General features: G+C 61.2%; 28 protein-coding genes, 1 tRNA gene and 1 pseudogene. 17 read left to right on the top strand and 13 right to left on the bottom strand.

Annotated elements, in window-relative coordinates; all coding sequences use genetic code 11:
* Window positions 1-20: 20 nt before the first annotated feature.
* Complete coding sequence (gene brxL / locus HYG82_RS33090) at window positions 21-2,048, top strand: protease Lon-related BREX system protein BrxL (RefSeq protein ID WP_179261300.1); 2,028 nt, start codon at window positions 21-23, stop codon at window positions 2,046-2,048.
* A 399-nt stretch (window positions 2,049-2,447) separates the two neighbouring features.
* Here the strand turns inward: brxL and HYG82_RS33085 are convergent, their stop codons facing one another.
* Both HYG82_RS33085 and HYG82_RS33080 read right to left on the bottom strand, forming a co-directional pair.
* Window positions 2,448-3,092, bottom strand: a complete 645-nt coding sequence (locus tag HYG82_RS33085) for a helix-turn-helix domain-containing protein (RefSeq protein ID WP_179264491.1) — start codon at window positions 3,090-3,092, stop codon at window positions 2,448-2,450.
* Between the two features lie 306 nt (window positions 3,093-3,398).
* Window positions 3,399-4,292 (bottom strand): alpha/beta fold hydrolase, encoded by an 894-nt coding sequence (locus HYG82_RS33080; protein WP_179261299.1) that lies wholly within the window; start codon window positions 4,290-4,292, stop codon window positions 3,399-3,401.
* Between the two features lie 270 nt (window positions 4,293-4,562).
* Here HYG82_RS33080 and HYG82_RS33075 point away from each other — a divergent pair, with 270 nt between their 5' ends.
* From HYG82_RS33075 to HYG82_RS33035, 9 genes are all read left to right on the top strand, one after another.
* A complete protein-coding gene (locus HYG82_RS33075; protein ID WP_179261298.1) occupies window positions 4,563-5,414 on the top strand; it encodes a DsbA family protein in 852 nt (283 codons plus the stop codon).
* Entirely contained in the window at window positions 5,414-6,379 is a 966-nt protein-coding gene (locus tag HYG82_RS33070; protein ID WP_179261297.1) for a glutathione S-transferase family protein, read from the top strand. Before HYG82_RS33075 ends, HYG82_RS33070 begins: the two co-directional genes overlap by 1 nt.
* 10 nt (window positions 6,380-6,389) lie before the next feature.
* Window positions 6,390-7,148 carry an AzlC family ABC transporter permease gene (locus HYG82_RS33065; RefSeq protein WP_179261296.1) on the top strand — a complete coding sequence of 253 codons (759 nt, stop codon included), beginning with the start codon at window positions 6,390-6,392 and terminating at the stop codon, window positions 7,146-7,148.
* Window positions 7,138-7,458, top strand: coding sequence for an AzlD family protein (locus tag HYG82_RS33060; RefSeq protein WP_235217682.1), 321 nt, complete (start codon window positions 7,138-7,140; stop codon window positions 7,456-7,458). Before HYG82_RS33065 ends, HYG82_RS33060 begins: the two co-directional genes overlap by 11 nt.
* Window positions 7,459-7,909: 451 nt before the next feature.
* Window positions 7,910-8,326: a DoxX family protein gene (locus HYG82_RS33055; RefSeq protein ID WP_179261295.1), complete on the top strand. Its 417-nt coding sequence runs from the start codon at window positions 7,910-7,912 to the stop codon at window positions 8,324-8,326.
* A 6-nt stretch (window positions 8,327-8,332) separates the two neighbouring features.
* On the top strand, window positions 8,333-9,535 hold the full coding sequence (locus tag HYG82_RS33050; RefSeq protein WP_179261294.1) for an MFS transporter: 1,203 nt from the start codon (window positions 8,333-8,335) through the stop codon (window positions 9,533-9,535).
* A gap of 42 nt (window positions 9,536-9,577) precedes the next feature.
* The gene (locus tag HYG82_RS33045) at window positions 9,578-10,510 is read left to right on the top strand and encodes a winged helix-turn-helix domain-containing protein (protein WP_179261293.1); all 933 of its coding nucleotides are present in this window, start codon (window positions 9,578-9,580) and stop codon (window positions 10,508-10,510) included.
* Window positions 10,511-10,583: 73 nt separating this feature from the next.
* A complete protein-coding gene (locus HYG82_RS33040; protein ID WP_179261292.1) occupies window positions 10,584-11,168 on the top strand; it encodes an NADPH-dependent FMN reductase in 585 nt (194 codons plus the stop codon).
* A gap of 2 nt (window positions 11,169-11,170) precedes the next feature.
* The gene (locus tag HYG82_RS33035) at window positions 11,171-11,554 is read left to right on the top strand and encodes a winged helix-turn-helix transcriptional regulator (protein ID WP_179261291.1); all 384 of its coding nucleotides are present in this window, start codon (window positions 11,171-11,173) and stop codon (window positions 11,552-11,554) included.
* A gap of 192 nt (window positions 11,555-11,746) precedes the next feature.
* Here HYG82_RS33035 and HYG82_RS33030 read toward each other — a convergent pair whose 3' ends face one another.
* Window positions 11,747-12,109: a winged helix-turn-helix transcriptional regulator gene (locus HYG82_RS33030; protein ID WP_179261290.1), complete on the bottom strand. Its 363-nt coding sequence runs from the start codon at window positions 12,107-12,109 to the stop codon at window positions 11,747-11,749.
* Window positions 12,110-12,348: 239 nt separating this feature from the next.
* Here HYG82_RS33030 and HYG82_RS33025 point away from each other — a divergent pair, with 239 nt between their 5' ends.
* On the top strand, window positions 12,349-12,717 hold the full coding sequence (locus tag HYG82_RS33025; RefSeq protein ID WP_179261289.1) for a DoxX family protein: 369 nt from the start codon (window positions 12,349-12,351) through the stop codon (window positions 12,715-12,717).
* A gap of 365 nt (window positions 12,718-13,082) precedes the next feature.
* On the opposite strand, the gene HYG82_RS33020 is transcribed toward HYG82_RS33025, so the two are convergent.
* Complete coding sequence (locus HYG82_RS33020) at window positions 13,083-13,874, bottom strand: alpha/beta fold hydrolase (protein ID WP_179261288.1); 792 nt, start codon at window positions 13,872-13,874, stop codon at window positions 13,083-13,085.
* 217 nt (window positions 13,875-14,091) lie between these two features.
* On the opposite strand from HYG82_RS33020, the gene HYG82_RS33015 reads away from it, so the two are divergent.
* On the top strand, window positions 14,092-14,778 hold the full coding sequence (locus HYG82_RS33015) for a helix-turn-helix domain-containing protein (RefSeq protein ID WP_179261287.1): 687 nt from the start codon (window positions 14,092-14,094) through the stop codon (window positions 14,776-14,778).
* Window positions 14,779-15,172: 394 nt separating this feature from the next.
* Here the strand turns inward: HYG82_RS33015 and HYG82_RS33010 are convergent.
* The 4 genes from HYG82_RS33010 to HYG82_RS32995 form a co-directional block, all read right to left on the bottom strand.
* Window positions 15,173-15,246 (bottom strand) — tRNA-Lys (locus HYG82_RS33010).
* Window positions 15,247-15,327: 81 nt separating this feature from the next.
* Window positions 15,328-16,029, bottom strand: a complete 702-nt coding sequence (locus HYG82_RS33005; RefSeq protein ID WP_179261286.1) for a DUF7119 family protein — start codon at window positions 16,027-16,029, stop codon at window positions 15,328-15,330.
* 56 nt (window positions 16,030-16,085) lie between these two features.
* The gene (locus tag HYG82_RS33000) at window positions 16,086-16,226 is read right to left on the bottom strand and encodes a hypothetical protein (RefSeq protein ID WP_179261285.1); all 141 of its coding nucleotides are present in this window, start codon (window positions 16,224-16,226) and stop codon (window positions 16,086-16,088) included.
* 730 nt (window positions 16,227-16,956) lie between these two features.
* Window positions 16,957-17,328 carry a DUF5518 domain-containing protein gene (locus tag HYG82_RS32995; RefSeq protein ID WP_179261284.1) on the bottom strand — a complete coding sequence of 124 codons (372 nt, stop codon included), beginning with the start codon at window positions 17,326-17,328 and terminating at the stop codon, window positions 16,957-16,959.
* Window positions 17,329-17,410: 82 nt separating this feature from the next.
* On the opposite strand from HYG82_RS32995, the gene HYG82_RS32990 reads away from it, so the two are divergent.
* Window positions 17,411-18,394, top strand: coding sequence for an NOG1 family protein (locus tag HYG82_RS32990; protein ID WP_179261283.1), 984 nt, complete (start codon window positions 17,411-17,413; stop codon window positions 18,392-18,394).
* 132 nt (window positions 18,395-18,526) lie between these two features.
* Entirely contained in the window at window positions 18,527-19,396 is an 870-nt protein-coding gene (locus tag HYG82_RS32985; RefSeq protein ID WP_425495343.1) for an SDR family oxidoreductase, read from the top strand.
* 162 nt (window positions 19,397-19,558) lie between these two features.
* Here HYG82_RS32985 and arlG read toward each other — a convergent pair whose 3' ends face one another.
* Both arlG and HYG82_RS32975 read right to left on the bottom strand, forming a co-directional pair.
* Window positions 19,559-20,050: an archaellum stator protein ArlG gene (arlG, locus tag HYG82_RS32980; RefSeq protein ID WP_235217681.1), complete on the bottom strand. Its 492-nt coding sequence runs from the start codon at window positions 20,048-20,050 to the stop codon at window positions 19,559-19,561.
* A gap of 96 nt (window positions 20,051-20,146) precedes the next feature.
* Window positions 20,147-21,439, bottom strand: coding sequence for a TIGR00341 family protein (locus tag HYG82_RS32975; RefSeq protein ID WP_179261280.1), 1,293 nt, complete (start codon window positions 21,437-21,439; stop codon window positions 20,147-20,149).
* A 235-nt stretch (window positions 21,440-21,674) separates the two neighbouring features.
* On the opposite strand from HYG82_RS32975, the gene HYG82_RS32970 reads away from it, so the two are divergent.
* Both HYG82_RS32970 and engB read left to right on the top strand, forming a co-directional pair.
* Window positions 21,675-22,148, top strand: a complete 474-nt coding sequence (locus tag HYG82_RS32970; protein ID WP_179261279.1) for a DUF7994 family protein — start codon at window positions 21,675-21,677, stop codon at window positions 22,146-22,148.
* An 84-nt stretch (window positions 22,149-22,232) separates the two neighbouring features.
* On the top strand, window positions 22,233-22,850 hold the full coding sequence (engB, locus tag HYG82_RS32965) for a GTP-binding protein EngB (protein WP_179261278.1): 618 nt from the start codon (window positions 22,233-22,235) through the stop codon (window positions 22,848-22,850).
* A 197-nt stretch (window positions 22,851-23,047) separates the two neighbouring features.
* Here the strand turns inward: engB and ddh are convergent, their stop codons facing one another.
* A complete protein-coding gene (gene ddh, locus HYG82_RS32960) occupies window positions 23,048-23,977 on the bottom strand; it encodes a D-2-hydroxyacid dehydrogenase (RefSeq protein ID WP_179261277.1) in 930 nt (309 codons plus the stop codon).
* 194 nt (window positions 23,978-24,171) lie between these two features.
* Window positions 24,172-25,611, bottom strand: a complete 1,440-nt coding sequence (locus tag HYG82_RS32955; RefSeq protein WP_179261276.1) for an eIF2B alpha/beta/delta subunit family protein — start codon at window positions 25,609-25,611, stop codon at window positions 24,172-24,174.
* Window positions 25,612-25,672: 61 nt separating this feature from the next.
* Here HYG82_RS32955 and HYG82_RS32950 point away from each other — a divergent pair, with 61 nt between their 5' ends.
* Window positions 25,673-26,173: a metallophosphoesterase family protein gene (locus HYG82_RS32950; protein WP_179261275.1), complete on the top strand. Its 501-nt coding sequence runs from the start codon at window positions 25,673-25,675 to the stop codon at window positions 26,171-26,173.
* 27 nt (window positions 26,174-26,200) lie between these two features.
* Here HYG82_RS32950 and HYG82_RS32945 read toward each other — a convergent pair.
* Window positions 26,201-26,662, bottom strand: a pseudogene (locus tag HYG82_RS32945) (pyridoxamine 5'-phosphate oxidase family protein).
* Window positions 26,663-26,785 lie beyond the last annotated feature (123 nt).

Raw genomic sequence — 26,785 nt, 5'->3', positions numbered from 1 at the left:
TGCTACACTTTCGGTACACAATGACAACTGCGGACGTCGATCAGAAAGCTCTCGACGTCTTTCCCGGCCGTGTCGTCCGGAAGGATCTCGTCCAAGATATCAAGTCCGGAGTGAACGTCCCCACGTATGTTCTCGAATACCTCATCGGACAGTATTGCGCCACGGACGATGAGGAATCGCTCGAAGAGGGACTCGAGAAGGTCAAACAAATTCTATCGAAGCACTACGTCCGCCCCGACGAAGCCGAGTACGTCAAAAGCGAAGTACGCGAGCGAGGTCGATACCGCGTCATCGACAAAGTAACCGTCAAACTCGACGAGCAACAGGACGCCTACATCGGCTCGTTCGTCAACCTCGGTTTGAACGACGTCGAGATACACGAACACCTCGTTAGCAACCATCCAAAACTCCTGGGTGGCGGCGTCTGGGCCATCATCGATCTGGAATACCGTCCGGACAACGCGAACGGACCCAAGAGTCTGTTCGGCATCGACTCGTTCAAACCGATTCAGGTGTCGAACCTCGACCTCGAGCAACTAAAGGAGCGTCGACGGAACTTCACCAGAAACGAGTGGATGAACCTCCTCCTTCAGAGCGTCGGCTACGATCCCTCCGCATTTAGCGACCGCGAGAAACTGCTCTTCCTGACCCGCTGTCTCCCGCTCGTTGAATCTAACTACAATTACGTCGAGTTGGGTCCGCGTGGAACAGGGAAGAGCTATCTGTACCGAGAGATCAGCCCACATTCGATCCTCATTTCGGGCGGAAAAACCACCGTTGCGAAGCTCTTCTTGAACCTCAACACGGGACGAATTGGACTCGTCGGCCGATGGGATGTCGTCGCATTCGACGAAGTCGGCGGACTCCAGTTCAGTGACTCAGAAGCGGTCCAGATGCTCAAAGACTATATGGAGTCCGGAAGCTTTTCACGGGGGACTGAAGAGCTGACGGCCCGGGCCTCGATGGTTTACGTCGGAAACATCGATCTGGATGTCGAAGGCGTTCTCAAAAGTTCCCACCTTTTCGAACCGTTCCCGGAAGATATGCAGGACCTCGCGCTGATCGACCGCTTCCATTATTACCTCCCGGGCTGGGAAGTACCGAAGATGCGTTCCGAGTTCTTTGGTGATCAGTTCGGATTCATCGTCGATTATTTTGCCGAGTTCGTCCGCGAACTGCGGAAGGAATCGTACGGCGATGCGATACACGAAGAGTTCGCATTCGGAGACCACCTGAACCAACGAGATGAAAAAGCCGTCCGGAAGACGGTATCTGGACTGCTCAAATTACTCCACCCGCACGGAGACTACACGAAAGAAGAGCTCCGGGAATACCTCGAATTCGCCATGGAGGGGCGCCGTCGCGTCAAAGAACAATTAAAACGGATGGGTGGGATGGAGTATCGTGCCGTCGAGTTTTCGTATCTGGACGTAGAAACGAAAGAAGAACGATATGTTCCAGTTCCGGAGGAAGCCGATGAGGCACTTATTCCGCCGGGCACACAGCAAGCAGGAACGGTCTACACGATCGGGGAGAGCGACGGTCGTCACGCTCCGTTCCGAATCGAAACCCAGGCGCTGCCCGGCTCTGGCAAGACGAACATCTCGGGCACGCCGGGGAAAGAGATGAAAGAGGCGTTCGAGACCGCCTGCGACTACCTCCGGGCGAACATGCGAGAGCTTCGCCGCGATGAGACTTTGGACGACTACGACATCAACGTCCAGGTGCTCAATCCCGCTGATGCGAATGCGGGCGGTGAAACGAGCGTTGGACTCCTCGTAGGGATCGTCTCTGGTATTCTCGGTCGTCCCGTCAGGTCCCAAGCCGTCGTATTGGGTGCGATGAGTCTCATGGGCGAACTGGTGGCTGTGAGTTCGTTGGTCGAGACGCTCCAATTGGCCGCCGATTCGGGGTCAAAGACGGTGTTGTTGCCCGCTACGAACAAAGAGGACCTGGCGAAGATACCCGACGAACTTCTCGATCAACTTCAGCTCGTGTTCTACACTGATCCACTCGATGCAGCGCGGAAGGCGATAGAGCTGGCGTGACCTCCTCCCCAGCGTAACCGCCGAGGGCTTCCCACAAGCCGAGGCCCGCTGCGTTACGTTCGTCCGATCGGTACTTGTCCACGTGTGGCTGGACTCGTATCGCCTCTACCGATCGGTACTTGTCCACGTGTGGCTGGACTCGTATCGCCTCTACCGATCGGTACTTGTCCACGTGTGGCTGGACTCGTATCGCCTCTACCGATCGGTACTTGTCCACGTGTGGCTGGACTCGTATCGCCTCTATCGATCGGTCGATAGCCGAAACGAGGGGTGCGCCGCGTCTCGAGTGGCGGTCCCACTTCGCGTTTGGGCGGGCGGCCAGCAGCGGCAACTCCCGATGTGAGGTAGCAAAACCCCTCAACACGGATGATGAATGCGGACCGAACAGTTGCCGATATATTACCGCGTCTCGGTGTAGTTTCTGATAACTGCTGCCTCGGCTTTTCGTATCAGTTCCCCCGCTGTACTCGTCGAGCAGTCGAGTACGGATGCGACGTCAGCGACCGTCCCGTCTCGAGGCACTTCGTAATAGCCGACGGAGACCGCCGCTTCCAGGGCTGCTCGTTGCCGGGCGGTAAGGTGTGATGGGGAATGTGTCCGTTCGAAGTCGTGGACGTGTTCGATCGTGAGGTCTCCGAGGGTGGAGAGTTCCTCGTGAAACGTGCTGAGGGACGTCGCTTCGCCGACCGCCTCGAATTGTACCGTCCCCGTGTCGAAGAAGACGACTGGCGGGAGAAAGATCACCTGCGACTCGGCGATCGTATCCAGTACCGTCGGCGAAAATTCGTAGTCGTCTTGCTGGAGGAAAGTATAGGTGCCGTCGGAGTCCTCGACGAAACTGCTGCGGAGGATGGAATCGATACCCGCAATCGCCGACTCGGTCGCTGTGCGATCGCCGTCACACCAGAACAACGCCGTCGCGTCTGCCGTTGGACTCCACATCAACAACTCGGCCCGTGTGATCGACGTCCCCCGCATGATCTGCTGGTGGAGCGGGTGTACGAACTGGTCTGGATAGGTGATCGAGAACTGAACGCGTTTCATGCCGCCGTTTCCGGACGTTCGTCCGATCTGCATATCAATCACCGTGATCCCTTCTGGCCGATTCGACGGCCAACGTGACGAGACAAGTGGAAACGATCTCCGAAATGAGCCACGAACCCCTTGCTCCCGATCAACAGACGCTATCCACGATCGATTCGGGATATTCCATGTGACGCGCCACGGGGGCCCATCGTGTCGTTCCCGATGGAACTGGCGGAGACCGGTCGTCAGTTCGGTTCTGAGGCGGTCGACGATGACGCACCAATTCGGCGTTCCCCAGCATTTGTCTGTGGCGGCCTGGGGGAATTATCGGTGTTCCGCCAGCACGTCGGGAATACATCGGAGGAGTGTCTGAAGATGATCGGCGTCGTCGAGAACGCGCAATTCGGCTGTCGGTATCTTCGCTCTGAGACGTCGAACGGCGGAGATCGGCACGTTCGTATCGTTCTCGCCGTGCCACAGACACACCTCTGTATCGATGTCGTCGAAGCTGACGTCCCAGTTTGTCGTCGCGTTGTGAAACTCGGTCACCGCGCCGCGGCGGTACCGAGCGAACGCCTCGAGGAAGTCCTCCTTGACGACCTCCGCGGCAGCGTCGGGTATCGACTCGACGGTGTTTTCTGCAGTGTACTGCGCGACGATGAACGACGGGGGAAGATGAGTGGCGATCCACGCCTGTCCGCGGAAGAGCCCACGAAGGACGAGTGGCGTGTTCGTTGCCAATCCGGCGAGAAGCCGTTGTGTCGCGGGCGTCTTTTCCCTATCGTCGGGTGGTGTCGCTCCGGCGATGACGTCGACTCGGCCGATTCGATCAGTGTGTGTCGCCGCTGCCGCAAGTGCGTACGGGCCACCGCCGGAAAATGCGATGAGACCAGCGGTCGATACGCCCGCATCGTCTAGCACAGTATCGACGACCTGACCGATATCGTGTACCGAGTGAGTCGGCCACGGTGAGGAACGACCGTATCCGGGCCGGTCGGGTGCGAGCAACCGAATGCCGCGTTCTCGCGCCGCCGTCTCGAATAGTGCTCCCAATCGACGAGAGCCAGGCGTTCCGTGAAGAAATACGACTGGAACACCGTCCGAACACCCGTATTCGGCGTATGCGAGCTGTCGATCATCGCCAACCGGGACGGACGTGGTCTGACTGCCGTCCTGTTCGAGTCGTCGTTGCGTCGAGTTGGGTGTCGGCGTTGCCATCGGTTTGAATTACTCGTCGACTGGCGAGTGAGTAACGCCGGACCAATACGGTGGTTTATAAGTTTGGATCGGAGCACGTTGCTCCGTCGCTGCTCGTGCGAGCCGATACGTGCGTCTCACTGTCCTGAAGTCACCTCGCTTCTCCTCTCACAATGGAATCACCGGGCAGTCAGTTACCGGGACCGACACTCACTTCCCGGTTTATCGTGGGATACCTGATATAGTATAAGATGCCTGAAATATATCTCTCCGTGGACGATAGCTGGTCGTATGTCTCCGACAGACACCGAGAGCGATCGACCGACGATAACGCAGTTTACGGACCCGATGTGTACGTGGTGCTGGGGGTCAGAGCCCATCATCCGACGTCTTCGCACCGTGTTCGGTGATCAAATACAGGTCAGATACGTAATGGGTGGTCTAATCGAGGATTTCGAGGACTTCTACGATCCGGCTAACGACATCTCTGAACCCAGTGAGGTCGCCCCACATTGGGTTGAAGCGTCCGAGCAACACGGCATGCCGGTCGATACGGAAATCTTCGAGTCGGACCCCGCGCAGTCGACGTATCCCGCCAGCGTGGCATTCGTCGCCGCACGCCAACAGGATACCGGGCTGGCCCATCGATATCTTCGTCGCCTCCGCGAGGCGTACACGACGCAAGCGCGTAACGTGAACCATCGTGAGGAACAGGTCCAGCTGGCAGCGTCGGTCGGTCTCGATGTGGACGCCTTCACCGCGGCACTGGACGACGGAACTGCACGAAACGCATTCGAGGACGACCTCGCTCGGACCCGTACAGCCGGCGTTCGGTCGTTTCCAACCTATCACGTAAGTGGGCCTGGCGGCGAACGTCGAGCGCCTGGGTTCAAGTCGTTCGACGATCTTGTGTCCGCATTGATGACCGTTTCCACCTCGTTAGAACCGACTTCACCGCCGCCGATGCAGGATTTCATCGACGAATACGGTCCCGTTGCGACGAGGGAGGTCGCGGAGGTATACGAACTCGACGACGGCAACGCACGACAGGTGCTCCAGTCGCTCGTCGACGACGGACTTCTGCGCCGTGAACCGCGGGGTAACGGAACGTTCTGGCACGCGAACGACGGAGGTGACGACTGATGGGCCTGCTTCACGACGGCGAGTGGGACCCCGACGCCACGCGCGATCAGTACGACCACGACACCTTCGACGACCGGATCGAAGATACATCCGACGCCGAGTTCCCCGCGGAGGCTGGCCGCTACCACCTCTACATCTCGCGGGCCTGTCCGTGGGCCCACAGGGCTGCGCTCACTCGACGACTTCTCGGGCTCGAGGGCGTCATCTCGATCGACGTCGTTGATCCCGTTCGCCACAACCAGGGATGGGAATTCTCCCCCGAGAAGGAACACTGTACACCGGATTCGATTCACGGTCACGATACCCTCTACGAGGTGTTTCAGACGGCCGATCCGAACTACACGGGTCGCGTCACTGTCCCGGTTCTCTACGACCGGGAAACAGACTCGATCGTTCACGAGGAGTCCGCGGAAATCGCCCGAATGATAGCGACCGAGTTCGACCATCACGCATCGGAACGACGCGACCTCTATCCTGCGTCGATGCGGGACCGTATCGACGGTGCCATCGATGACATTCACGCGTCTATCAACACCGGCGTCTACCGTGCCGGGTTCGCCGATTCACAGGCCGAGTACGAGGTGGCCGTTCGCGATCTGTTCGACGCGATGTCGAGATGGGACGATACCCTTGCGACCCGCCGCTACGTCGTGGGTGATCAGCTCACCCTCGCGGACGTGTTTCTCTTTCCGACTCTGTATCGGTTCGACGCCGTCTATCACACGCACTTCAAGTGCAACGTCCGTCGACTGATCGACTTCGAAAATCTCTGGGACTATGCCAGGGACATCTATCAGACACCCGGGGTCGCCGAAACCTGTAACGAGGATCACGTAAAAGAACACTACTATCGGAGCCACGAGGACATCAACCCGACCGGATTCGTGCCCGTTGGTCCCGAGATCGACTGGGAAGCACCCCCGGACAGAGACGAACAGCAGGGAAAACGACGTACTCGTAACTAGCGCTGGACGGATGTCTCGAGAAATAGCGGAAACCCAATCCGCTACTGACGAGAGTGATCGGTCGGTGCCGTCCGGTTTCGAAGGGGATCTCTCGTTCTCTTTTGCTGGGATTCGTGCCGGCTTCGTCACGTGTCTCCCGATAGCGTTCGGCGTCGGTGCGTACGGTATCGCATTCGGTGTCCTCGCCCGCGAGGCCGGATTGAGTCTTCCGACCGCGATCGCGATGAGTGCAACCGTGCTCGCGGGTGCAGCGCAATTCGTCGCCGTCGGGGTATGGGATCGGTCCATCCCCGTCGGGACCGTCCTCGTGACGACACTGATAGTAAATCTCAGGTATCTGTTACTGGGTGCGTCATTACGAAAGTGGTTCACCCGACTCTCCGCACGACGTGCGTACGGGAGTCTCTTTTTCCTGACGGACGAGAGCTGGGCGCTCACCGTCGAAGATCTTCGATCCGGAAGCGGCCGGGGCGCGTTCTTGCTCGGCAGCGGACTCGCAATCTGGGTCTGCTGGGTCACAGCTACTGCGGTCGGGGCGGTTGCCGGTGGGATGATCAGCAATCCCGATGTGTACGGGCTCGATTTCGTGTTACCGTCGATCTTTCTCGCACTAAGTGTCGGGTTCTGGGACGGACGCGAGACGCTCGCTCCGTGGATGGTAGCGGCTATCGTCGCGGTAACTACCAGCGTTTTCGTCCCCGGACAGTGGTACATATTGGCCGGTGGCCTTGCCGCGAGCCTAACCGAGGTGAGAGGCGGTGTTCGATGATCTCTCGCTGGCTGCGCTCGCAGTCGTGTTCGGCATGAGTGGCATCTCGTACGTAACGAAGGCAGGTGGATTCTGGCTGCTCAACAGAGTCGACCCCTCCGACACGACCAGGGACGCTCTCGATGCGCTCCCCGGTGGTGTTCTCATCGCCTTCCTTTCCGTCCGCCTATTGAACGGCGGTCCGCCCGAATGGGGCGCCGCGCTCGTGGTGGTTGCCATCGTTCGCCAAACCGATAGCGTTCTCCTGGCGATGGCCAGTGGCGTCGGCGTCGTCGTGATCCTCCGCGGTGGTATTGGAACCCTGGCCTGAGCACCCTCCTTGGAACGGTATCCGAACCCGTCGAATTGTCCCAGCGTGGCGCGAACGTACCACGCGGACAAACTCCAGCCTGAATGTCAGACCCTCAATTCGTCGTGAGTCACGCCCCCTACAATTAGACGCTCGAGATATTGTTCTGGACGACCGGCAATCGCATTATTGTCACTTTCGAAACACGCGTCAGTCGGCATTCTTGTGTCGTCAAGATACCGCCGATAGAATGGCCGAAACGCTACTCTGATTCGTGCTTCGAACGGACCCGACGATCCGGTTTCGTGCGGTATACCTGATTTAGTGTAATATGCCTGAAATATATCTGCCCGTGGGCCGTCCCTTCTCGTGCAACGATGTCACTGAACGACACTCGACGCACGACGATCGGAAGCGGCCTGACGAACAGCGACGTACCCAGCCCCGGCCCGGCGAACGGAGGTGGCGCCTGATGGTGTTTTCCTCGGTGCTGTCCGAAGCGGCGTTCCTGCTCGCCCGAGCGCTTTTTGCACTCGTCGTCGGGTACCTCGCGCTCGGTAACATACTCGACCTCGAGTCGTCGGTCGGCTACGCAAAGAGCAAGGGTGCCCCACTCGCGTCGGTCACCGTTCCGCTCGGAAGTCTCGGACTGATCGCGGGGGCCATCGCAGTCCTCGTCGGTGTGTATCCCGCCGTCGGGGCGCTGGCGGTGATCGTCTTTCTCGTCCCGATCACGGGTATCATGCACGACTTCTGGACCCTGGAGGGCCAGGACCGACAGAACGAACAGATTCACTTCCTGAAGAACGTCGGTCTGATCGGCGGCGCACTGGTATTCCTGGCGCTCTCGTCGGTTGTGTGGCCGCTGGCGGTCGGTGTGGGGCTCTGACGATCGATGGGCGCAACCGAGACGTCGACGAGCGCCGACCGTTCGGTGGGTGTGCCGTGGCGCTCGCCGGCACTGGTCGCCATCCTCGCGGCCACGTTAATGACGCCCATGGACGTGCCGCTGATTAGTTCGGCGCTCCCGGAGATCCAGTCCGTCTTCGGCGTCTCCGAGTCTCGTGCCGGTCTCTTCATCACGCTTTATGCGCTCCCCGGAATCCTGCTAGCCCCGCTCATCGGTGCGCTTGCAGACCGCATCGGCCGGCGCTACGTCCTCTCGGGAAGTCTCGTGGTTTTCGGCCTCGCCGGGACCGCCATCGCGTTCACGACCGACTTTACGGTCGCGCTTGGCCTGCGCATCCTCCAGGGATTCGCCGCCGGAAGCCTCCTCTCCGCGCTCGCGATGACGGTGGTCGGCGACCGGTATACTGGCCGGCAACACGATGCCGTCATGGGCGTCACGTCGGCCATGATCTCGCTCGGGACCGCGGCGTACCCGGTTATCGGGGGGTACCTCGCCGCTCGCGCCTGGAATGCCCCGTTTCTCGTGTACGCGCTTTCCCTCCCCGTCGCAGGGCTGGTTCTGTTCACGCTGGACGAGCCTGCGTCATCATCTGATGGCGGTGACGGGGGATACGTCCGGGAGGCGCTTCGTCTCATCCCGGCCCGTCAAGCAGTTGCCCTGTACGGTGTTATGTTCGCCTCGTTTACCCTCCTCTTCGGCGGGTTGTACACCGCACTCCCGTTCTACCTCACCGGTGAGTTCGGCTACACCGCGACGACCGTGGGGCTCGTCACCAGCGCTGTGTTGCTAGCGACTGCCCTGGTCTCGACCCAGAACGGCAGACTAGCGACCCGTGCCTCGACGACGACTCTCCTCACGGCCGGGTTTGCTCTCTACGCGCTCGGCTTTCTGGGTGTCGCCCTCGCCGGTACTCCCCCGGTGCTGGTGGGGGCACTGCTCGTGTTCGGCGTCGGTAGCGGTCTCGTTACGCCCACGTTGTTCGCCAGTATCAGCGCGCTAGCCCCGGATCACGTCCGAGCGGGTGTGATGAGTCTGCAGACGACCACGATCGGGGTGAGCCAGGCCGTCGGACCGGCTCTGTTTACGCTCCTGGGCGGCGCGATCGGCTACCGGGGGACGATTCTCATCGGGTGTGCCGGGGCTGTCCTCGGCGTTGCCGTCCTCGGCCTGGTCCCACTCGAGTCCTGACGGAACTCAATATTTATGTTCGGTTGCGTTCGCCTGACACGTATGGTCGATCCTTCGTCTGACAGAGCTCAGGCTGCGACGGATGCCGAATCAGCGTTCATGACCCTGAGCCACGACCGTCGGCTGGAAATCTTGCTCGCACTGTGGGACGCATCCGGGTTCTCGCTGTCTTTTTCGGAACTTCGCAAGGCCGTCGGTGTACGTGACTCGGGAAGCTTCACGTACCATCTGTCCGAGTTGCAGGGACATTTCGTCGCCAAAACGGACGCCGGCTACGAACTCCAGTATCCCGGCCACCGCGTGCTCGATGCGATTCAGAGTGGGGTCTTCCACGAGCAGGTAGCCGTCGGACCGGTCGACCTCGAAAGCGACTGCCGGGAGTGCGGGGAACGGCTGACTTTCGAATACGATACTGACTACATCGCTCGGATTCGATGTCAGGACTGCGGGAACCGTGCGCTGGAGTGGCCCTTCGACCCCGGAGGGATCGCCGGCCGCGACAGCGACGCGATGATCAGGGCTTTCGACCGGCGGACGAGACTGATCTGGTCGTGTGCACTCGACAGCGTCTGTCCGTTCTGTGCCGGACGGATCGATCCCGAATTGACGGGCCATGTCCACGAGGAGGGGGCCTGTGTCGGCGTAATCGAGCAACTAGACCGGTACGACGAATACTTTGCCCGGGACCATCCTGCGGTTATTTCGGTAGACTGCGAACGGTGCAGTTTCTACAGTTTCGTTCCCGTCGGCGTCGTCCTCTTGACGCGTCCAGCAGTTGTGGGTCGACTCCACGAGGCCGATATCGACCTTCGAGAGACGCCGCTGTGGGATCTCGGTTTCGTCGTTGATCCAGATGCCGTCACAGTACGGCAGACCGATCCGATACGCGCCGAAGTGATGATTCCGGACGCAAACGAGTCGCTTGGCTACCTCGTTGACGGATCGCTCGACGTCATCGACGAACGCGACCGCTGATATATCTGATTGTTTACTGGAACCGATTTCACCGAGTGCTTAATTGGGTACAGTGCGTGTAATTCGATAGAGTATGAACGTACTCGATAGAGAACATATCATCGCACTAAGCGGAAGCCAACGCGGTGGAAGTCACACGCGTCGCGCGCTCGAGCAGACGTTGGCAGCGGCCGAAACTAGCGGGGCCACAACCGATCTCGTAGATCTCGCGGCGCTGGATCTCCCGGTATTCAACCCCGATACTAACGACGCCGGCGATGCGGCGGAACTCCGCCGGCGCGTCCGGGACGCAGACGGAGTTTTGCTGGGAACGCCGATGTACCACGGATCGTACGCATCGCCGTTGAAGACCGCGCTCGACTACTGCGGGTTCGACGAATTCGAGGGAACGACCGTCGGCCTCCTGGTGGTCTCTGGCGGCGGGTTCCCAACTCCTGCGCTGGAGCACCTCCGTTCGGTCGCTCGGGCACTCGACGCCTGGGTACTCCCCCACCAGGTCGCCATCCCAAATGCGCACAGCGCCTTCGAAGACGGTCGGATAACCGACGAGGGTCTAGTCGAGCGCCTCGAGACGCTCGGGACCGACCTCGTCGAATACGCGGGCGTTGAATCGTACCCGGAAAGCACCGCGGCCTGCGCCGTTCCCACGGCTGATTGACGATGTCTGCCGAAACCGAATCACGACAGGACGAGATCGTGACGCAGAACGCGTCGGCGTGTCCGGTCGTTCAGGCCATCGACCAGGTCGGGACTCCCTGGCGAATGAACGTGATCTACGCACTGGACGGGGGAGAAAAACGGTTCAACGAACTCAAACGGGCGACCGGTGCTCGTTCGAAGACCCTCTCGGACGCGCTCGACGAACTGGTCGAAAACGACGTGGTTACCCGCAGAATGGAAGAAGACGCACCGGTCGCCGTCTACTACGCCCTCTCGACGAAAGGTGAGGAACTCCTCGCCGTCCTGGCCGAACTGGACGAGTGGGCACGGAACTGGGGTGAAGAGGCTCCGGACGGTCCCAGCCCTCGACTCCGTGATGACTGACGGTGTCGCCGTCTTCTCGCCCGTTTACTTTTCGCTCGTGTTTCGATAGAGTCCCCGCGACAGGCGTGAACGCCGTGTCAAAACCGTCGTCGTTCGTGATCGCGGCCACACGCTATTCGTTACTGACACCTCGGGCCAGTTAGTCGGTCATGGTGACATGATGGGCGATAGACCTGTCTACTCGCCATATCGCTACTCGGGGCAGCCAAGCTGCTCTGAACCATATCGATCCATCCAGGTCTCCAGTTCGCGAAACGTCGGTTCGAGTGCCTCTAGTTTTTGCGTGGCCTCGTATTCCACGCGCGGCGGAATTTCGTCGTACTGCGTTCGCTCGAGAAATCCGACCTCGACCAGTTCCTCGAGTCGTCGAGAGAGCGTATTCGGAGAGAGACCGAGCGTCTCCTGTAAATCGCCGAACCGGACCGGCTGGTCGTCTCCGAGGACGACTTCGTTGAGGATTTCTAACGTATGCGCCTTTCCAAGAAGTGAAAAGAGCGTGCTTCTGTCGATCGCCGCAGTTCGTTCCGATGTCTTTGCCGTTCCGGAATCGCTCATACCCTCACTACCGTTTCCGTAGTATTCTATGTTCCGACGGCTTGCATCCGGTGTGGACCGTTCCTCTCGGGGAAGATCGGCCGCTTCCTTCCACAGTCGGTAGTTACGACCACACTCCTAACTTGGTAGCTTTTAAATTCCAATCTCGTAGTATAGGGTGCACCGATGAGAGACACTCTGATTTCGGAGCGGCTGCCGACACACGATCGACGAACGAATTTCTCGGATGTGAGTCACCGATGAGCGTCCTCAGTACGGCACTGGTCGTCGCTCAAGGGGTACTCGCTCTGGCGATGGGTGCTGCAGGGAGTGCGAAAGTGACGGGTTCCGAGTCACAGATACAGGACTTCGAGCGATTTGGGTATCCCCGGTGGTTCCGACTGGCTACGGGCGGTATCGAACTCACCGCAGGGATCGGACTCGCGACGAGCCTGTTCGTGGCATCCGTACTGGCGATTCCAGGGAGCCTTCTCGTCGTCGGTACCATGTCCGGCGCGATCCTCACACACGTACGCGTGAACGATTCCGCGGGAGATATCGCACCCCCTGCTATTCTCCTCGCGGTCGCGCTGGTCGTCCTCTGGGTTCACTCGGGAGTCTCCATGTAACCGTGCTGTCCCAACCGATCATCTGACAGTCGCACGTATCGTCGTCTGAGATACCCGTTTCTGGCCACACGACTCCGGCAATCGGGACTAACTCGGTCGTTCCCAGGCGACGCCACCTTCAAACTAGGGCGCGAGAGGGATTCCGAACCCGAATTCGATACCGGTCCACGGCGATTCGACGGCCGGTGGCGCCTCCGGTTTCTCTGTCAACGACCGGAGACCGAAAGTTCAGCGCTCGTGACGAACGGGAACTCGGGCCCAGAATTGCGACGCCGAGTCCCGCCGCGAGCGCTTATCGGCACACTCCCGTGACCCGGACGCACTGGGTCGAGCGAGGTATGCCACCCGTCCGGGACCGCTCTCGACTACGCACGAAGGAAGGCATCGACTTCCGCGGAGATCAGCTCCGGTGCTTCGGCGGGGCCGCTGTGACTGATACCGTCGAACTCGACGAGACGGCTGTGCGGAAACGCTCGGTGGACCGCGCGGGCGCTCTTACGGAGAAAGTCCGGGCCGTCGGTGCCGGTCAAAACGAGCGCGGGGGCGTCGACGTCGAGACGGTCGGGAAGCCGGTACCGCTCGACGGCACGATTCATCCGGATCACTTCTTCGGCGAGGGCCACGCAGTCCGGCCAGACCGGCCACTCCGCCAACCACGCGTCGAGGTCGTCGATCCCCTCGGGGTGGAGGACCTGCTCGATGTACCGCTTTACTGCCTCGCGGCGGTGGCCGTCCTCGAGGAGCCGCTCCATTCGGTCGGCGAGGTCAGCTTCCTCTCGAAAGCGTTCGGGGAGTACCGCCGGTTCGTACGCGACGACGGCCTCGACCGCCGCATCCGTTGCGGCTTCGATCGCGGTGAGTGCGCCGTAGGAGTGTCCGAGCAGGATCGGATCGCCGTCGACGCCGTCGACGAGCGTCCGGACGTAGTCGGCCTCCCGATCCAGCACCTCGTCGGCGCTCGTCTCTTCTGGATCGTCGAGACAGGTACCGAATCCCGGCCGCTGGGGGATGATAGCGGCAAAATCGTCGAAATGCGGTACGACCGGGTCCCAGTACTCCCGCGGAGCCATACCCCCGTGGAGGAGTATCAGCGGTCGACCGTCGCCGTGTCGTTCGTCTGCCAATTCGGTTCCTGTTGCGGACTGTGTCGTCTGCATGCAATCCCGCCTTTGTACCCGTCCGGGCTGAACCGTTCTCTTAGTGATGGTGCCGTTTAAGTGGGGGTCGCGGTGGGACGCTTGGGATCGCTGGCCGAACCGGTTCCAGCAGAGCTTGGTAGCACAAACCGATCGAAGACGGCATATTCTCCCTGCACCGTCTCGTTTTGACCGTCCGTTTCGGTAGTCCCATTACCGCTGACAGAAGTGATACCGTATGGGACTTGTCGCTGAATTCAAAATCCACTGCGAGGCTCTCCCGCTCGTCGAGGTCGCGGCGACGGTGCCCGAGGCGACACTGCTTCTCGACCTGCAGTTCAATCACGGAAATCGGCCCCTGTTTCTCGTCACCGTGACCGGCAGTCAGCCAGCAGCGATCGCACGTGCCCTTACCCACGCTTTCGACGTTGGCGAGTGGACCCTCGTCGGTCAGGCTGGTGAGACGCGCCGCTATCAGGTGCTTCCGGCGCTCAGTCTCGAGGAACAACTCGGCGATCATATCACCAACCTCGCGGGACTTAAAGGCCTCGCCACGGCCGACGCTATCATCGAGCGGATCGAGGTCGTCGCTGACGGATGGCGCCAGACGGGCTGGTTCGCAAACCGGGACGCCTTCAGGACGTTCTCCTCTTTCTGGCAGCGAAACGCCGGCTTTCGACTGCACCGTCTCACTCAGGACGGCGAGTCCGAGCCTCCCGGTGAGGGACTTACCGACCGCCAACGCGAAGCGCTCCGAACGGCCTACGAGATGGGCTATTACGACATCCCTCGACGGGCGACCCTGGAAGAAATTGCGACGGACTTAGACATCTCGGCATCCTCGGTCTCCGAGCGACTGCGCCGTGCTCAGACCCAGCTCATCCAGGAGACGGTGGCGACAACGTGGCCTCCGCTCCCCGACTGATCCTCCTCGCCGCGACCGATCCTCACGTACCCGACCTCGGATACGAGCCCGACTCGAGAGTGGAAACTGACTCCGATACCGCTGACAAAATACGGTTCGCGAGGTCGGATACGGCGATACGCCGGAGATACCGGCCTACGATACTACTGGGGACGTAGCCTCTATTTTAGCGTCGATGACGACAGATTCAGTGACTGTAGAGACACGTGTTCGAACCTCGAGAGTCCCCTCACTTCTCGCGTACGCGTTTGGAGCTAAAAGCGAAGCAGGCCGAACGCGATTCGAACACACGGTCTCACGGTCGCTCGCTCCACTCGCGCTGCGTGTTCACTGCGATTCAATCCGTGCCTGACCGGTCTACTCTCCGATTCGCTCCGCTCATCGGGTCGTTGCACGGGCCGGGCGCGATTTGAACACGCGACCGTCTGGTTAAAAGCCAGACGCTCTGCCAGACTGAGCTACCGGCCCTCTGGTTTCTTCTTTCGGTGAGTAGCGGTTAAACGTTTCTTTCTTCGATGCGCCACGGACCCGATGCTCGACCCGCTCGAATCACTCGTACTCGAAGTACTGTTCGAGCGCGTCAGTGGCGATCTGACCGGGTTGAATGCCGTCGATAGACGCACGACGGCGGATATCGCGGTAGGTGGATGGTGTGAGGGTGAGCTCGATCGTCCCGAGGGTGACGCCGTGTTCTGCGAGGGCCTGGTCGATAGGGACGTCGTTGTTGACGGCGCTGGCGATGCTCCGGACGTCGCGAACGGTGAGATCGCCATCGAGAGTGGCCCACGCGAGGAGCAATCGGGCTTCGCCGGCGACGCGTGCGATGTGCTTTGCGGCAGTGGGTGCGATCTGTCCGAGTGCGACCTGTTTGCGGACCGATCGCGGGAGGTCGTGAACGCGCGCCCATTTCCGAATGAACGCAACGGTGGCCTCGTCATCGACGCGTTCGGCGGCGGCTTTGTAGGAGCCTTCGCCCCGAACGAGGGCGGCGCAGGCGGCTGCGCCGCGGAGCATGAAGAGGTGATCGTCGTTGGCCGCACCGACGGCGAACTGGCGAACGGTTTCGGCGGCGTCTGCGAGGCTTTCGGCGTCGTCGGGATCGAAAATGACGGCTTCCCGGGCCCGATTTCCAGTGACAGATTCGTCGCCGCGGATCACCGGCGCTCCGACGGGCGATTCGCGGTCCGTTGGAATCGAGCGATCGTTCTCACCGCGGTGGCGCGAACGATCTCCGGGCCGGTTGTCAGTCATGAATTTCAGTACGGACTCGACATTAAAAAGGTCGTGGCCGGGCCAACGATCGTGAGTTACTCCTCGCGCTTCTCAGCGAGGTGTTCCCAAATTTCCGTACAGCCGGCTCCTTCTTCGATATCGTCGAGGTGGGCGTCCTCTCGCTCGTCCCTGTCCTGCTCGACCGGCTTCGGTTCACATTCGGCTGCATCAGTCATGGACTGGCGTTCGAACCCTGTCGGGATAAGTATCGCTTCGCCTGCAAGCGATACCCGTGCTGTGTCTTATGGGAGTATTATGCCGCTATCTCTGACGACTCGTGGGTACGACCGGCGCTCGGTACTTCCTCTGGCGACAACGATCTGTCGCAGTTTCGGCGCTGAAACGGCAGCTGTCTGCCGTACTGGTCAGTATCGTCGGGTGGTATCCGACGCGGTGAACGACGTTCGGCATGTCGGTGCGAGCGCACTCGACACCTGTCGATAGTACCGAGAGATGGGAAATTTGGGTCGTCGGTACCGTCCGGTAAGTTGGCCTCTATCCATCGAGACGCCCGAAGTAGTCCGACCGAAGAATTGTATTCCTTCCATCACTTCGGCGTAACCACTCCACCGCGATCCTCAGGTATCCGCCTGTCGTCGACAACGGTGTCGATACCGAAACACCCGGTATGTTCTGTTTCAATCGGGTTTTCTCCAGACGTGGCGCGTAGAAGAACGGGTCACGAAGGGGAAAATTATGCCGATATACGGGGCAGGTGTCGGTAAAATGAGCTGTGGTACCAATTGGCATAAATCGGTTCGGGCGAGGACGAAACCCGCGTTCGGTTCCAGTCAGACGCCGATCGGTCGGCTTCAGAGCCGTCCGTTCGATCCCCAGACTCTACTCCGGTGCAGTCGAAACCGACGGATCATGCAGGAACCGACGACAACTCGACTGCCCCCGATTTCAGGCGTTGACAGCCGCACCAACTGCGCCGGCGACCGCACTTTCGAGGGCCATAATTACCGAAATTCCGACGACGAGCACGAAAATGCCGATGCCAGCCGCGCCGGAGATCGCTCCGCCGATCGGCCCGAGCGCGAGGCCGATGATGCCGACGGCGACGCCGATGAGCAGACCGCCGATGATCCCGCCGAGCGAGCCTGCGAGGAGTCCATGCCAGAAGCCGCTTCCCAGACCACCACCGGCCATGTAGCCAGCGACGAAGCCGCCGATCAATCCCGCAGCGAGCTGGCCGAGCCCGGGAACGGCGAGCCCGATGAACCCGAGGACCGTCACGACGAGGAATCCGACGAAGACAGCACGCCAGTTTGTCATGCTAGATGGGACGAGGGCGACGGGGATAAGCTCCCGGCGGACAACGAACGCCCTTTTATGACCGCGCGTTCTACCACTGACCATGATTTTCGAAGACCTTCCGACGACGCCCACGTCGGAAGAGCTGATCGACAAGGCGTTTTCGCGGGCGGCACGGGCCGGCAAGGCCAAGGGCGGCCTCGAGGCCCAGCAGTCGATGCTCCAGACGGCGGCGAATATCATCTCGGACAACTTAGAAAACGTCGTGACGGCGTGGCCGGACTTCGAGTACGATGCGCATCCGTTTTACTACGAACTGGCTGACGCGATCGTCGACGTCGACCGACTCCGCCAGAGTCTCTCGGAAGTGATGTGGGCCAGCCGAAAGGCCCGCGAGATCCACGAGGAGTACCAGCCCCGCCTCCGAAAGACCGACGTCGACACGGCACGCAAGCACCGGAAACAGGCCTTCGCTCGGCTCGCGGACATCGTCGAGCAGATCGACGACGAACTACTGTATATCAACGAATCGCGCAACGATCTCCGGGACCTGCCGGATATCGATCCCGACGCACCGACGATCGTCGTCGCCGGCTACCCGAACGTCGGCAAGTCCTCCCTGGTCAACGACGTCACCAGTGCCCGCGGCGAGACCGCATCCTATCCGTTCACGACGAAGGGGATCGGTCTCGGTCACTTCGAACGCGACCACATCCGCTACCAGATCGTGGATACGCCCGGCCTGCTCGACCGGCCACCTGCAGACCGCAACGAGATCGAATCGCAGGCGGTCAGTGCGATCGAGCACCTCGCCGACTGCATGCTCGTCATGGTCGACCCCACTGGCGAATGCGGCTATCCGATCGGCTCGCAACTCGAGCTACGAGACTCGATCGTGGCTCAGTTCGAAGACGTTCCCGTCTTTACGGTCGCGAACAAGGCGGATCGATTCGACGCGGACGAACTGGACGAGGCCGCCGCCGCCGATCACGCGATGAGCGTCGAAACGGGCGAGAACGTCGAGACTGTCCTCGAGGCTGCCGTCGAGGCGATCGACTACGAGCCCGAGTTGCCGTTCGACGGCTGAGGGCGTCACGATCGAACCGAGACCGGTCGCCGGTCCCGGTAGACGCCCGGTCGTTCGGTCGCCACGTTTCCACTCGAGACGGTAGCGTGGCACGTTTCCGGATCTATTAGTGCATTGAGAGAGTGCCGTTGGATGATGATCGACGGGCCAGACCTGACCGGACAGACTGCATTTATCACCGGGACGACGCGGGGAATCGGGAAGCAACTCGCACTCGCACTCGCCGAACAAGGGTGTAATATCGTCTCGACGGGCAAGACGGTCGACGATTCGGAGTCCGATCTGGACGGAACGATCCATAAGACGGCCGATGCGTGTGCCGAGAAGGGCGTCGATACGCACGCCGTCCAGTTGAACGTTCGAAACGAGGCCGAGATCGACGCGGCTATCGAGGACGCGATCGACGAACTGGGCGAGATCAACATCGTCATCAACAACGCCTCGGCCATCCAGATGCAGTCCGTCGAGGAGATGCCGGCCAACCGGTATGATCTCGTGAACGAGGTCAACGTACGCGGCACCTATCTCGTCTCGCGGGGCTTCATCGACCACCTCAAAGGAGTCGAGGAGGACGCCTGGATTCTGACGAACGCGCCACCAGCGAAAGTCGACCGCGCGCCGGGAAGCGCCGCCTACTCCTGGTCGAAGATGGGCATGTCTTTCGTCACGCTGTCGCTTGCCGACGAACTGGACGACCACGACATCGGCTGTAACTCCTTCTGGCCCGTCACTGCCATCGATACGCGCGCGACCCGCTATTTCGGCATGGGAACCGAAGACGACTGGCGAACGCCGGAAATCGTCTCGGACTCGGTTCTCGAGATACTCGATCGCGACCCCGCCGAATTTACTGGGAACGTCGTCTACGACGAAGACATCCTTCGGGACGCCGGTATCGAGGATTTCTCTCGATACAACCTCACCGACGGCGACCCGGCGCCGCTGTCGGCACAGATCTTCGACCCGGACTATTCGCGCCCCGAGGACGGCGACGAGACGTAGACGCGTAACGGCGCAAAGACCCACAGGCACACGAACGAGTGCCAAAACCACTCGAGGGGCCGTCCCGTCGCCGGTGCAGTAGTGACTCTCGTCACTTGTCTCGAGTCGCGACTGAATGCGAACGTCAGTCTTGAATCTACAGGCGGAGCAGGCCGAGGCGGTTCACCCTGCTTCGAAGGTCAGGCGGTCCTGAGCAGTGTGAATCTCGACGACTGCGCGGTGTTCGCCGGTCCCGAGCGACCGGTCGATCGTCACCTCGAGGACCGTCCCGACCCGCCAGTGGTCGCCCCGGGTTCCGAGAAGTCGGACGGAGCGATCGGCGGATTCGACGTACCGCCCGTCGAGCACGACCTCGAGTGCGACCGGCTCGAGCGTCTCTCGGCCGATGTTCTTGATGTACAGCGTACTCTGCCCAGCGCTCTCATCGTACGTCGTGCCCGCAGCGGGATCGTTGATGATGGCGACTTCCGCGTCTATCTCTGCGACCGCCCGATCGGTTTCGTCCGCGTTCGACTGCGCGTACAGCGTTGACTGCGTGACGATAGTCCCGGCGAACATGGTCGCGATGCTGACGGTTGCGATGAACAATAACGTCTGTACGACGGCAATTCGAACCATCCGCTCCGTTGGGAACACAGCGTCGTAAACCGTCATATGCCTACCGGCCGACCGGAACTGGCACCCGGCGGAGCCGATCGTCCGGTGAGACTCGTTTCCGTTCTGAAACGGCGTTCGAATCACTCACGCCGGTTACCGCTCGAGGACGGCGACGTACCTGACCTCCACGGCGACGGACTGATCGGTGTGACGATTAATCCGCTCGTCGAGAACGGTGGCCAGTTCGGGTGGCGACCCGTTCGGCGGGCCACCGATCGTCACGATTACCCGTTCGGGGTTTCGGAACGGATAGTCGTCACCCATCACGACCTCGAACTCGAGCAGTTGGTACTCCTCGTATTCCTCCTGTGCGAGGACTGCCTCTACCTCCTCCCGGGCGTTCTGTTCGAAGTTACTCGTTTCGTAGGATGAGTACGTAATTCCGCCGAGAAACACCGCGAACACGAGAACGATGAGGACGAGACCCACGATCCGCTGGCGAAGCCGTCGCTCCGTTTCACCGAGCTGAAACAGATTCTCCGGACGATAGCCGGCGTACCAGAGCGTCAACAGCCCGGCGAGGTTCACCGAGAGGAGGTTGACGAGGACGAGGACAGTCGCACCGATCGCGGCCGACGGCTGGCCCCACGCGAGGGAGATGCCCGCGACGCCAGCGGGCGGTATTAACGCCGCTGCGATCATGACGCCGACGAGTGCAACGGAGGTTCCGGTAGCGATGCTGACGACTCCAGCGATGCCTGCGCCGAGGGCGATCACGAGCGAAAGCAAATCCGGTGCGAGTCGTTCCGAAATTTCGCCGACGTTAGAGAGGACGAGCCCCGGAGGAACGATGTTCGTCATCCTGACGAGTAACGCAAAGATCGCAGCGGCTCCGATCGCGAGAACCACGCCGATGATCTGGAACGTGATACTTTCGGTGAACAACTCCTCGTCGTCGATCACAGTCCCGACGCTGGCTCCGAGCGCCGGTCCGATCAACGGCGCGATCACCATCGAACCGACGACGACCGCAGGCGAATCCAGCAGGAGGCCCGCAGTAGCGACGATGGCACTGATGATCGTCATCACCGAGTAGACCGGAAACGTGGGCGTCAGCTCCTCCGCTTTGGCTTGTAACTCGTGGCGCGAGATACGCTCCGACTCGACGTCACCGTCCTCGTACTCGTCGCGCAGCGCCTGGAACCGTCGAGAGACGACCGTCTCCGCGTCGACGACGACCGTGTAGGCGTCTTCGTCGATCCCCGCCTCCTGTACCTCGTCGAGGACGGGTTCGACGGCCGCATCCGGCAACGGAAAGTAGACGACCGCCGTGTACTCTCGGCTGCTGCCTTCGTCAGTCACGACGTAATCGATTTTCCGCGCGTCGAGAGTCTCGAGGATCGTCTCTCGTTTTCCCGTCGGCACTGTCAACTGTACGAGCCGCACATCGAAGGATGAGGCACTCTGGGGTCATAACTCCGGGGCATTCGGTCCCACGAAGTATAGTAGTCGTTGAACGTCACTGCACATCTCGCTCGCGAGTTCGCGGCCAGCGAGTACTCGCTGGCCGCAGCAGTGCGAGCGGTGGCAACATCGTCCCACCGGCTACTATAGGTCGGGATAGTCCGTCTACTTCAACTCATTCCGCCGTTTTCTTGTAGTAACTCCCGAATGTACTGGTATGATCAGACGTCTCGCCTCGGTGTCCGGTACGGTAGTACTGATGTTCGCCGTTAGCCTGCTCGCTATTTTCGGCCGCTACGTCATCATCGACCCCGCTACAGCCATGACCATCGGTGCCCTCGTTCTCGCGTCGCTGTTGTCGATCATCGGTAGCACGTCGGACTCGGTCGCCTTCGGTCCCCTCACCGTCCCGTGGAACGTCCTCGTCGGCACAGCGAATATCGTCATTTCTGTTACTGTCGTTTTATCCACAATTCGGGCCGCCGTTGTTACCGGAGACGTGGCTTCGTGGCTCGTCGCCGCGGCGATGCTCACCGTCGGCGTTGCGGTCTCCTGGCAGGGGGGCCAGATCGCTCGCAACAGCCGTCATCTCGATCTCGACGAAACGCCCTCGAGTCGTCGATTCGTAGCCGGAACGCTTCTTCTGGCTGGGACGTTCGGTTTCGGCGTGCTCGCGGGGACGGTAGTGTAGCAATTCGGCAGGACGGCGACGGAATCGTCTCGCGACCGAATCCCGTTCAATGCGTATAAACCACCGAGACACCTACGCCGGTACATGTTCGATACCCGCCCCGATCGAGCGGCCGAAGTCGTCCTCGTCGGCCGCTCGAACGTGGGGAAATCCACGCTCATGCGCGAGCTAACCGGCCACAGCTTCGATACCGGGGGCAAACCCGGCGTCACGCGCTCGCCGAACCACTACGACTGGGCACCCGAAGATTTCGTCATCACCGATCTTCCCGGCTTCGGCTTCATGAGCGGCGTCGACGAGGATCACCGCGAGCAGATCAAGACTGACATCGTCCGGTACCTCGAGGAGTACGCGGAGAACGTCCTCGTGGCGATCCTCGTCGTCGACGGCAAGAGCGTCATCGACATCATCGATCGCCACTCCGGCCCCGACGAGATTCCGTACGACGTCGAGATGTTTCACTTCCTCCGCGACCTCGGGGTTCCGACGGTCGTCGCCGTCAACAAGATGGACAAGGTCGACGACGTGGACGACCGACTCGACGATCTCTGCGACCGACTTGGACTGTTGCCACCCTGGAAGCAGTGGCGAGAAACCATCGCCCCAATCAGTGCGAAACGGGGGCAACTCGAACCGCTCGACGAGGCCGTCCGAGCCCATCTCCACGAGCAGCAACGCGACGACCTGTTCAAGTTTTTCTAGCGCATTCTTCCTCTTCGGGGCGGTTTCTCCCTCTCGGTAACATTTCGATCGAAGGCACTCTTCTCTCCGTTCGCTCCTCCGTTACGACGCTCGTCGCCGCGCTCGAGACCTGCTTCCAGCCACCGAACTGCAGCCCTCCAAGACGCCTTTCGATTCCGCCCTCTAGCCGCTTTCGCACCACCGGACGGACCACCGACTCAGACGACCCGATTCGTCAGGTCGTCGTCCGTCTCGAGTCGCGAGACGTTCTCGCGGACGATCTCGCCGACGTCGCGGAAGTAGTCCCGCGTGTAGGCTGCACAGTGTGGCGAAATGATCACGTCGTCCATCTCCCACAGCGGCGATTCCTCGGGGAGTGGCTCTGTTTCGAAGACATCAAGCGCCGCTCCCGCGAGGTCGTCGGCCTCGAGCGCGTCAATCAGCGCCGGTTCGTCGACGACCGGCCCACGGGCGACGTTGACGAAGTAGGCGTCTGTACGCATCGCAGCGAAGGCCTCCGCGTCGAAGAGGTGACGCGTCTCGTCGGTCAGCGGCACGGTGACGATCACGAAGTCGGCGGCGGCGACTGCCTCGAGCAGGTCGTCCGTCGCGAACATCTCGTCGAAGCCAGGGACGGAATCGGTGGACTGGCGGACGCCGGTTACGCGAATGCCGAGCGCGCCGAGTGTCTCCGCGACGCCCCGGCCGAGGGTTCCGGTGCCGACCACGCAGGCGGTCGTTCCCGGAAGCGTGAACGCCGCGTCCCACTCGGGGCGGTCCCACCGCCGCTGCTGTTGATTCGCGACGTGGTCGTGTAATCGTCGGGCGAACATGAGCAGGTAGCCCGCGACCGTCTCGCCGACCGTTCGATCGTGGATTCCCGTGCTGTTCGTGAGGAGAACGCCGCGTTCCTCGAGCGTCTCGAACGGGAACCGGTCGACGCCCGCCTGAATCGAGTGAATCCAGTGGAGGTCGAGAAACGCCTCGCGATACTCGAGGGTGACGACTGCGTCGCAGACGTCGATCTCGTCGTCACCGATCACAGCGACCTCGATCGACAGGTCGACGAGAGATGTCGCGAGTTTCGCCGGCGGAAAGACGTGGGAAACGGACTCGTGGACACCGAGTCGCTCGAGTTCGACTTGCATAGACGACGATACAGGCGACTTGGAGTTGAAGGTTTGTCCGTCTAAGAGACGTCACCGCTTTCAGGAGAACGCCAGCACCGTCGTCGAACACTATCAACGCACGAGTTCGCGTAGAAAGGACGGCGGCTCGGGGAAAATCCTCGTCACAAGGGGCTCGGAGGGGGTAACTCTTCGTCACGGCCGCCGCTTCGGACCTACTCCCTCGAGTGATTTCGGTCTGTCGTTTCCTGTTCCGCCGAGCCTCGTCTGTCGCGCCACTCCTCTAGCTCGCGCAACTCTTCGGCCACCGTCGTAATTTCCCCGGACTCGAGCGAGCCCCGCTCGGTAACGACCTCGGTGACGCAGTCAGCGGGCGTCACGTCGAAGGTCGGGTTGAGAACGTCGACGGGAGCGTCACCGTCGTAGATCGCAGTCCGGTCGCCGGACTCGAGGTTTACGTTGCCGCGGGTCGAGATCTTGTCCGTGGCCGCGACGACCGACAGCGGAATCCCCTCGCGGTCGGCGGCGATGGCAAGCGCTCGCGTCCCGGCCTTGTTCACGACGGAGCCGTCGGGCAGGACGGTATCGGCGCCGACGACGACGCGATCGATCTCCTCGCTCGCAAGAACGTGGGCAGCCGCCGCATCGGTGTGAACCGTCACGGCTCCGTCGACCGTCTCGGCAAACCGTTCTGCGACGCCGATTCCCTCGCGTGCCGGCCGCGATTCGGCGACGAAGCTGTGCGACGGTTCGCCCTCGCGGATCGCGTCGAAAACCGTTCCCGACCGCGACAGCGTCGCGATGCTCCCCTCGAGCCGCTCGGCCGCGTTGTTCGCGGCATCCATGTCGGCTGCCAGTGCACGATCGATTCCCGAGAGTGCGGATTCGAGAACCGCAGATGCCCCCTTCTCAGAACCCGTCGAATCGGCCATTACCCGGTTGACGCGGTTCCGGAGAACTGCCATCGACGGCCTGGCCTCGAGCAGTCGACTGGCGAGTTCGGCGAGTTCGTCCCACTCGCCACCGTACTCTCCGGCCGACCCGTGGAGCCCGCGGTCGCCGTCTCGAGGCGACGACTGTGTCTCGTTCTCCGCCCGTTCAGCGACGAGCAATCCGGCCCGATCGCGGAGTATCTCGAGTGCGCGCACGGACAGATATGCCGCACCGTGTTCGTCGTCGGCCGCGATCGACCGGACGGTTGGCGCGACGCGCTCGTAAGCGGTCCACAGTTCCGGTACCGTTTTCCGGCCCGCAACTGCCTCGAGCGTCTCGGTCGGTGCGACCCACTCGAAGTCGTCGTGTTCCTCGCTCAATTCGACGTCTCGGGTCTCGCAGTCGAACAGGTAGGGATGGACGACCCATTCTCGATCGAGGTCGGCGTCTACGAACTCGACCGGCCGTCCGGACCGGACGAGCGTGACGGCGTCGCGCTCGAGGCCCGTTTCTTCGCGAATCTCGACTTCGACCTGCTCGTTCGGCGCCCCTTCTGCGAAGCCTGAAACGCCGCCCCACTGGCCCGCGTAGGTCCCGACCGAATCGCTGCGACGCAACAACAGGACCGCGCCACGATTCCGGAGGAATGCGGTGACGACGTGACTCGCACCCGATTCGTCGCCCTCCTCTGCGTGGCGATCCGCATCCGGTGTCTCGCTCATGCTCGGAGAAACGATCGCTTCGGGGGAATCGCTTTCGGGATCTGGGTTCGTATTCACGTCCATGCCACGCGTTGCGCTCGTCTCAGATACGCACGTCCCCTCCCGCGAACGGATCGTTCCCGACTGGGTAGTCGCCGAACTCGAGCGGGCCGACCACGTGATTCACGCGGGCGATTTCGACTCGAGAGAAGCCTACGAGCGGATTGCATCCTACGCGAACGGGGAACTGACCGCCGTTCGGGGAAACACCGACCCGCCGACGATCGAAGTGCCCCACATCGACACGATCGAAATCGCCGGGGTACCGTTCGTGGTTACCCACGGATCCGGTTCGTTGTCGGGATGGAATCAACGGGTCGCGGAGATAGCTACGTCCAGCGCACCCGATGCGGATCCGATCGCCGTCGCAGGTCATACTCACGAGGTCGTCGACGATATCGTCGACGGCGTTCGGGTGTTGAATCCGGGCAGCGCAACCGGTGCGGCTCCGGCCGATCGTGCGACGATGTACGTCGCGACCGTCGAGAACGGCGATGTCGAGGTCGAACTGCGAACCGAGTGACCGGGTTCGCTCGGGACACGACCAGTTTCAGGCGGTGGGGCTCTCGATACCCCGCATCCGGTCGGTGTAATCCCAACTGTACATCTCGTTGGGCTGGATCCGAATGCGGATCTCGTCGCGTGCGTCACTCAGCAGTCACTCTGCGAGATCGGAGTCGGTCCCCCCGAGATAGCGTTCGATGAGGATTCGAAGCGTCGCCTTGTCCTTGTCCGGAGACATAGCAGCGGTACCGTTCCCCCTGACACCTCGGTACGGCGGTTGATTCGTCGAAATTTCGAACGCGACTCCCGCGTCGCTTCGGAGGAAGCGTACGACGTCGGCGTTCGCCCACGTCGCACACTCGAACGAGCCGGCTTCGTAGCGATACCACAGCGCCACCATCCACATGGACCCGTCTCCTCGCTGGGTCGAGAGGCGGATCGGGATCCGTGATTCGTCGAGAAACTCCTCGAGTTGACGGTCGGTCCACGCACCGGTGATCCGTACCATACGAGGTTGTACGACGGCGACGGAGGAAAAACGACCACGCTGGTTACGAAGTCGGACCCGATGGAGCGACACATTCGAGTCCGTATCCGGCACGTCCGGGCCGATCGTAGCCTGTGGCAGTTA

The sequence above is a fragment of the Natrinema halophilum genome (assembly GCF_013402815.2).
GTDB lineage: Archaea > Halobacteriota > Halobacteria > Halobacteriales > Natrialbaceae > Natrinema > Natrinema halophilum.
The sequence above is the reverse complement of the archived record's forward strand: the minus strand, read 5'-3'. Positions and strand labels throughout refer to the sequence as shown.

Coding starts and splice junctions, on each gene's coding strand:
- arlG (WP_235217681.1), bottom strand. CDS start 20,050: ATGACGGTTTACGACGCTGTGTTCCCAACGGAGCGGATGGTTCGAATT.
- HYG82_RS32995 (WP_179261284.1), bottom strand. CDS start 17,328: ATGACAAACTGGCGTGCTGTCTTCGTCGGATTCCTCGTCGTGACGGTC.
- HYG82_RS33070 (WP_179261297.1), top strand. CDS start 5,414: ATGGGCCTGCTTCACGACGGCGAGTGGGACCCCGACGCCACGCGCGAT.
- HYG82_RS33030 (WP_179261290.1), bottom strand. CDS start 12,109: ATGAGCGATTCCGGAACGGCAAAGACATCGGAACGAACTGCGGCGATC.
- HYG82_RS33065 (WP_179261296.1), top strand. CDS start 6,390: ATGTCTCGAGAAATAGCGGAAACCCAATCCGCTACTGACGAGAGTGAT.
- HYG82_RS32950 (WP_179261275.1), top strand. CDS start 25,673: ATGCCACGCGTTGCGCTCGTCTCAGATACGCACGTCCCCTCCCGCGAA.
- HYG82_RS33045 (WP_179261293.1), top strand. CDS start 9,578: ATGGTCGATCCTTCGTCTGACAGAGCTCAGGCTGCGACGGATGCCGAA.
- HYG82_RS32990 (WP_179261283.1), top strand. CDS start 17,411: ATGATTTTCGAAGACCTTCCGACGACGCCCACGTCGGAAGAGCTGATC.
- HYG82_RS33005 (WP_179261286.1), bottom strand. CDS start 16,029: ATGACTGACAACCGGCCCGGAGATCGTTCGCGCCACCGCGGTGAGAAC.
- HYG82_RS32955 (WP_179261276.1), bottom strand. CDS start 25,611: ATGAGCGAGACACCGGATGCGGATCGCCACGCAGAGGAGGGCGACGAA.
- HYG82_RS33055 (WP_179261295.1), top strand. CDS start 7,910: ATGGTGTTTTCCTCGGTGCTGTCCGAAGCGGCGTTCCTGCTCGCCCGA.
- HYG82_RS33040 (WP_179261292.1), top strand. CDS start 10,584: ATGAACGTACTCGATAGAGAACATATCATCGCACTAAGCGGAAGCCAA.
- HYG82_RS33080 (WP_179261299.1), bottom strand. CDS start 4,292: ATGGCAACGCCGACACCCAACTCGACGCAACGACGACTCGAACAGGAC.
- HYG82_RS33035 (WP_179261291.1), top strand. CDS start 11,171: ATGTCTGCCGAAACCGAATCACGACAGGACGAGATCGTGACGCAGAAC.
- HYG82_RS32985 (WP_425495343.1), top strand. CDS start 18,527: ATGATGATCGACGGGCCAGACCTGACCGGACAGACTGCATTTATCACC.
- brxL (WP_179261300.1), top strand. CDS start 21: ATGACAACTGCGGACGTCGATCAGAAAGCTCTCGACGTCTTTCCCGGC.
- HYG82_RS33000 (WP_179261285.1), bottom strand. CDS start 16,226: ATGACTGATGCAGCCGAATGTGAACCGAAGCCGGTCGAGCAGGACAGG.
- ddh (WP_179261277.1), bottom strand. CDS start 23,977: ATGCAAGTCGAACTCGAGCGACTCGGTGTCCACGAGTCCGTTTCCCAC.
- engB (WP_179261278.1), top strand. CDS start 22,233: ATGTTCGATACCCGCCCCGATCGAGCGGCCGAAGTCGTCCTCGTCGGC.
- HYG82_RS33085 (WP_179264491.1), bottom strand. CDS start 3,092: ATGAAACGCGTTCAGTTCTCGATCACCTATCCAGACCAGTTCGTACAC.
- HYG82_RS33050 (WP_179261294.1), top strand. CDS start 8,333: ATGGGCGCAACCGAGACGTCGACGAGCGCCGACCGTTCGGTGGGTGTG.
- HYG82_RS33075 (WP_179261298.1), top strand. CDS start 4,563: ATGTCTCCGACAGACACCGAGAGCGATCGACCGACGATAACGCAGTTT.
- HYG82_RS33015 (WP_179261287.1), top strand. CDS start 14,092: ATGGGACTTGTCGCTGAATTCAAAATCCACTGCGAGGCTCTCCCGCTC.
- HYG82_RS32970 (WP_179261279.1), top strand. CDS start 21,675: ATGATCAGACGTCTCGCCTCGGTGTCCGGTACGGTAGTACTGATGTTC.
- HYG82_RS33020 (WP_179261288.1), bottom strand. CDS start 13,874: ATGCAGACGACACAGTCCGCAACAGGAACCGAATTGGCAGACGAACGA.
- HYG82_RS33025 (WP_179261289.1), top strand. CDS start 12,349: ATGAGCGTCCTCAGTACGGCACTGGTCGTCGCTCAAGGGGTACTCGCT.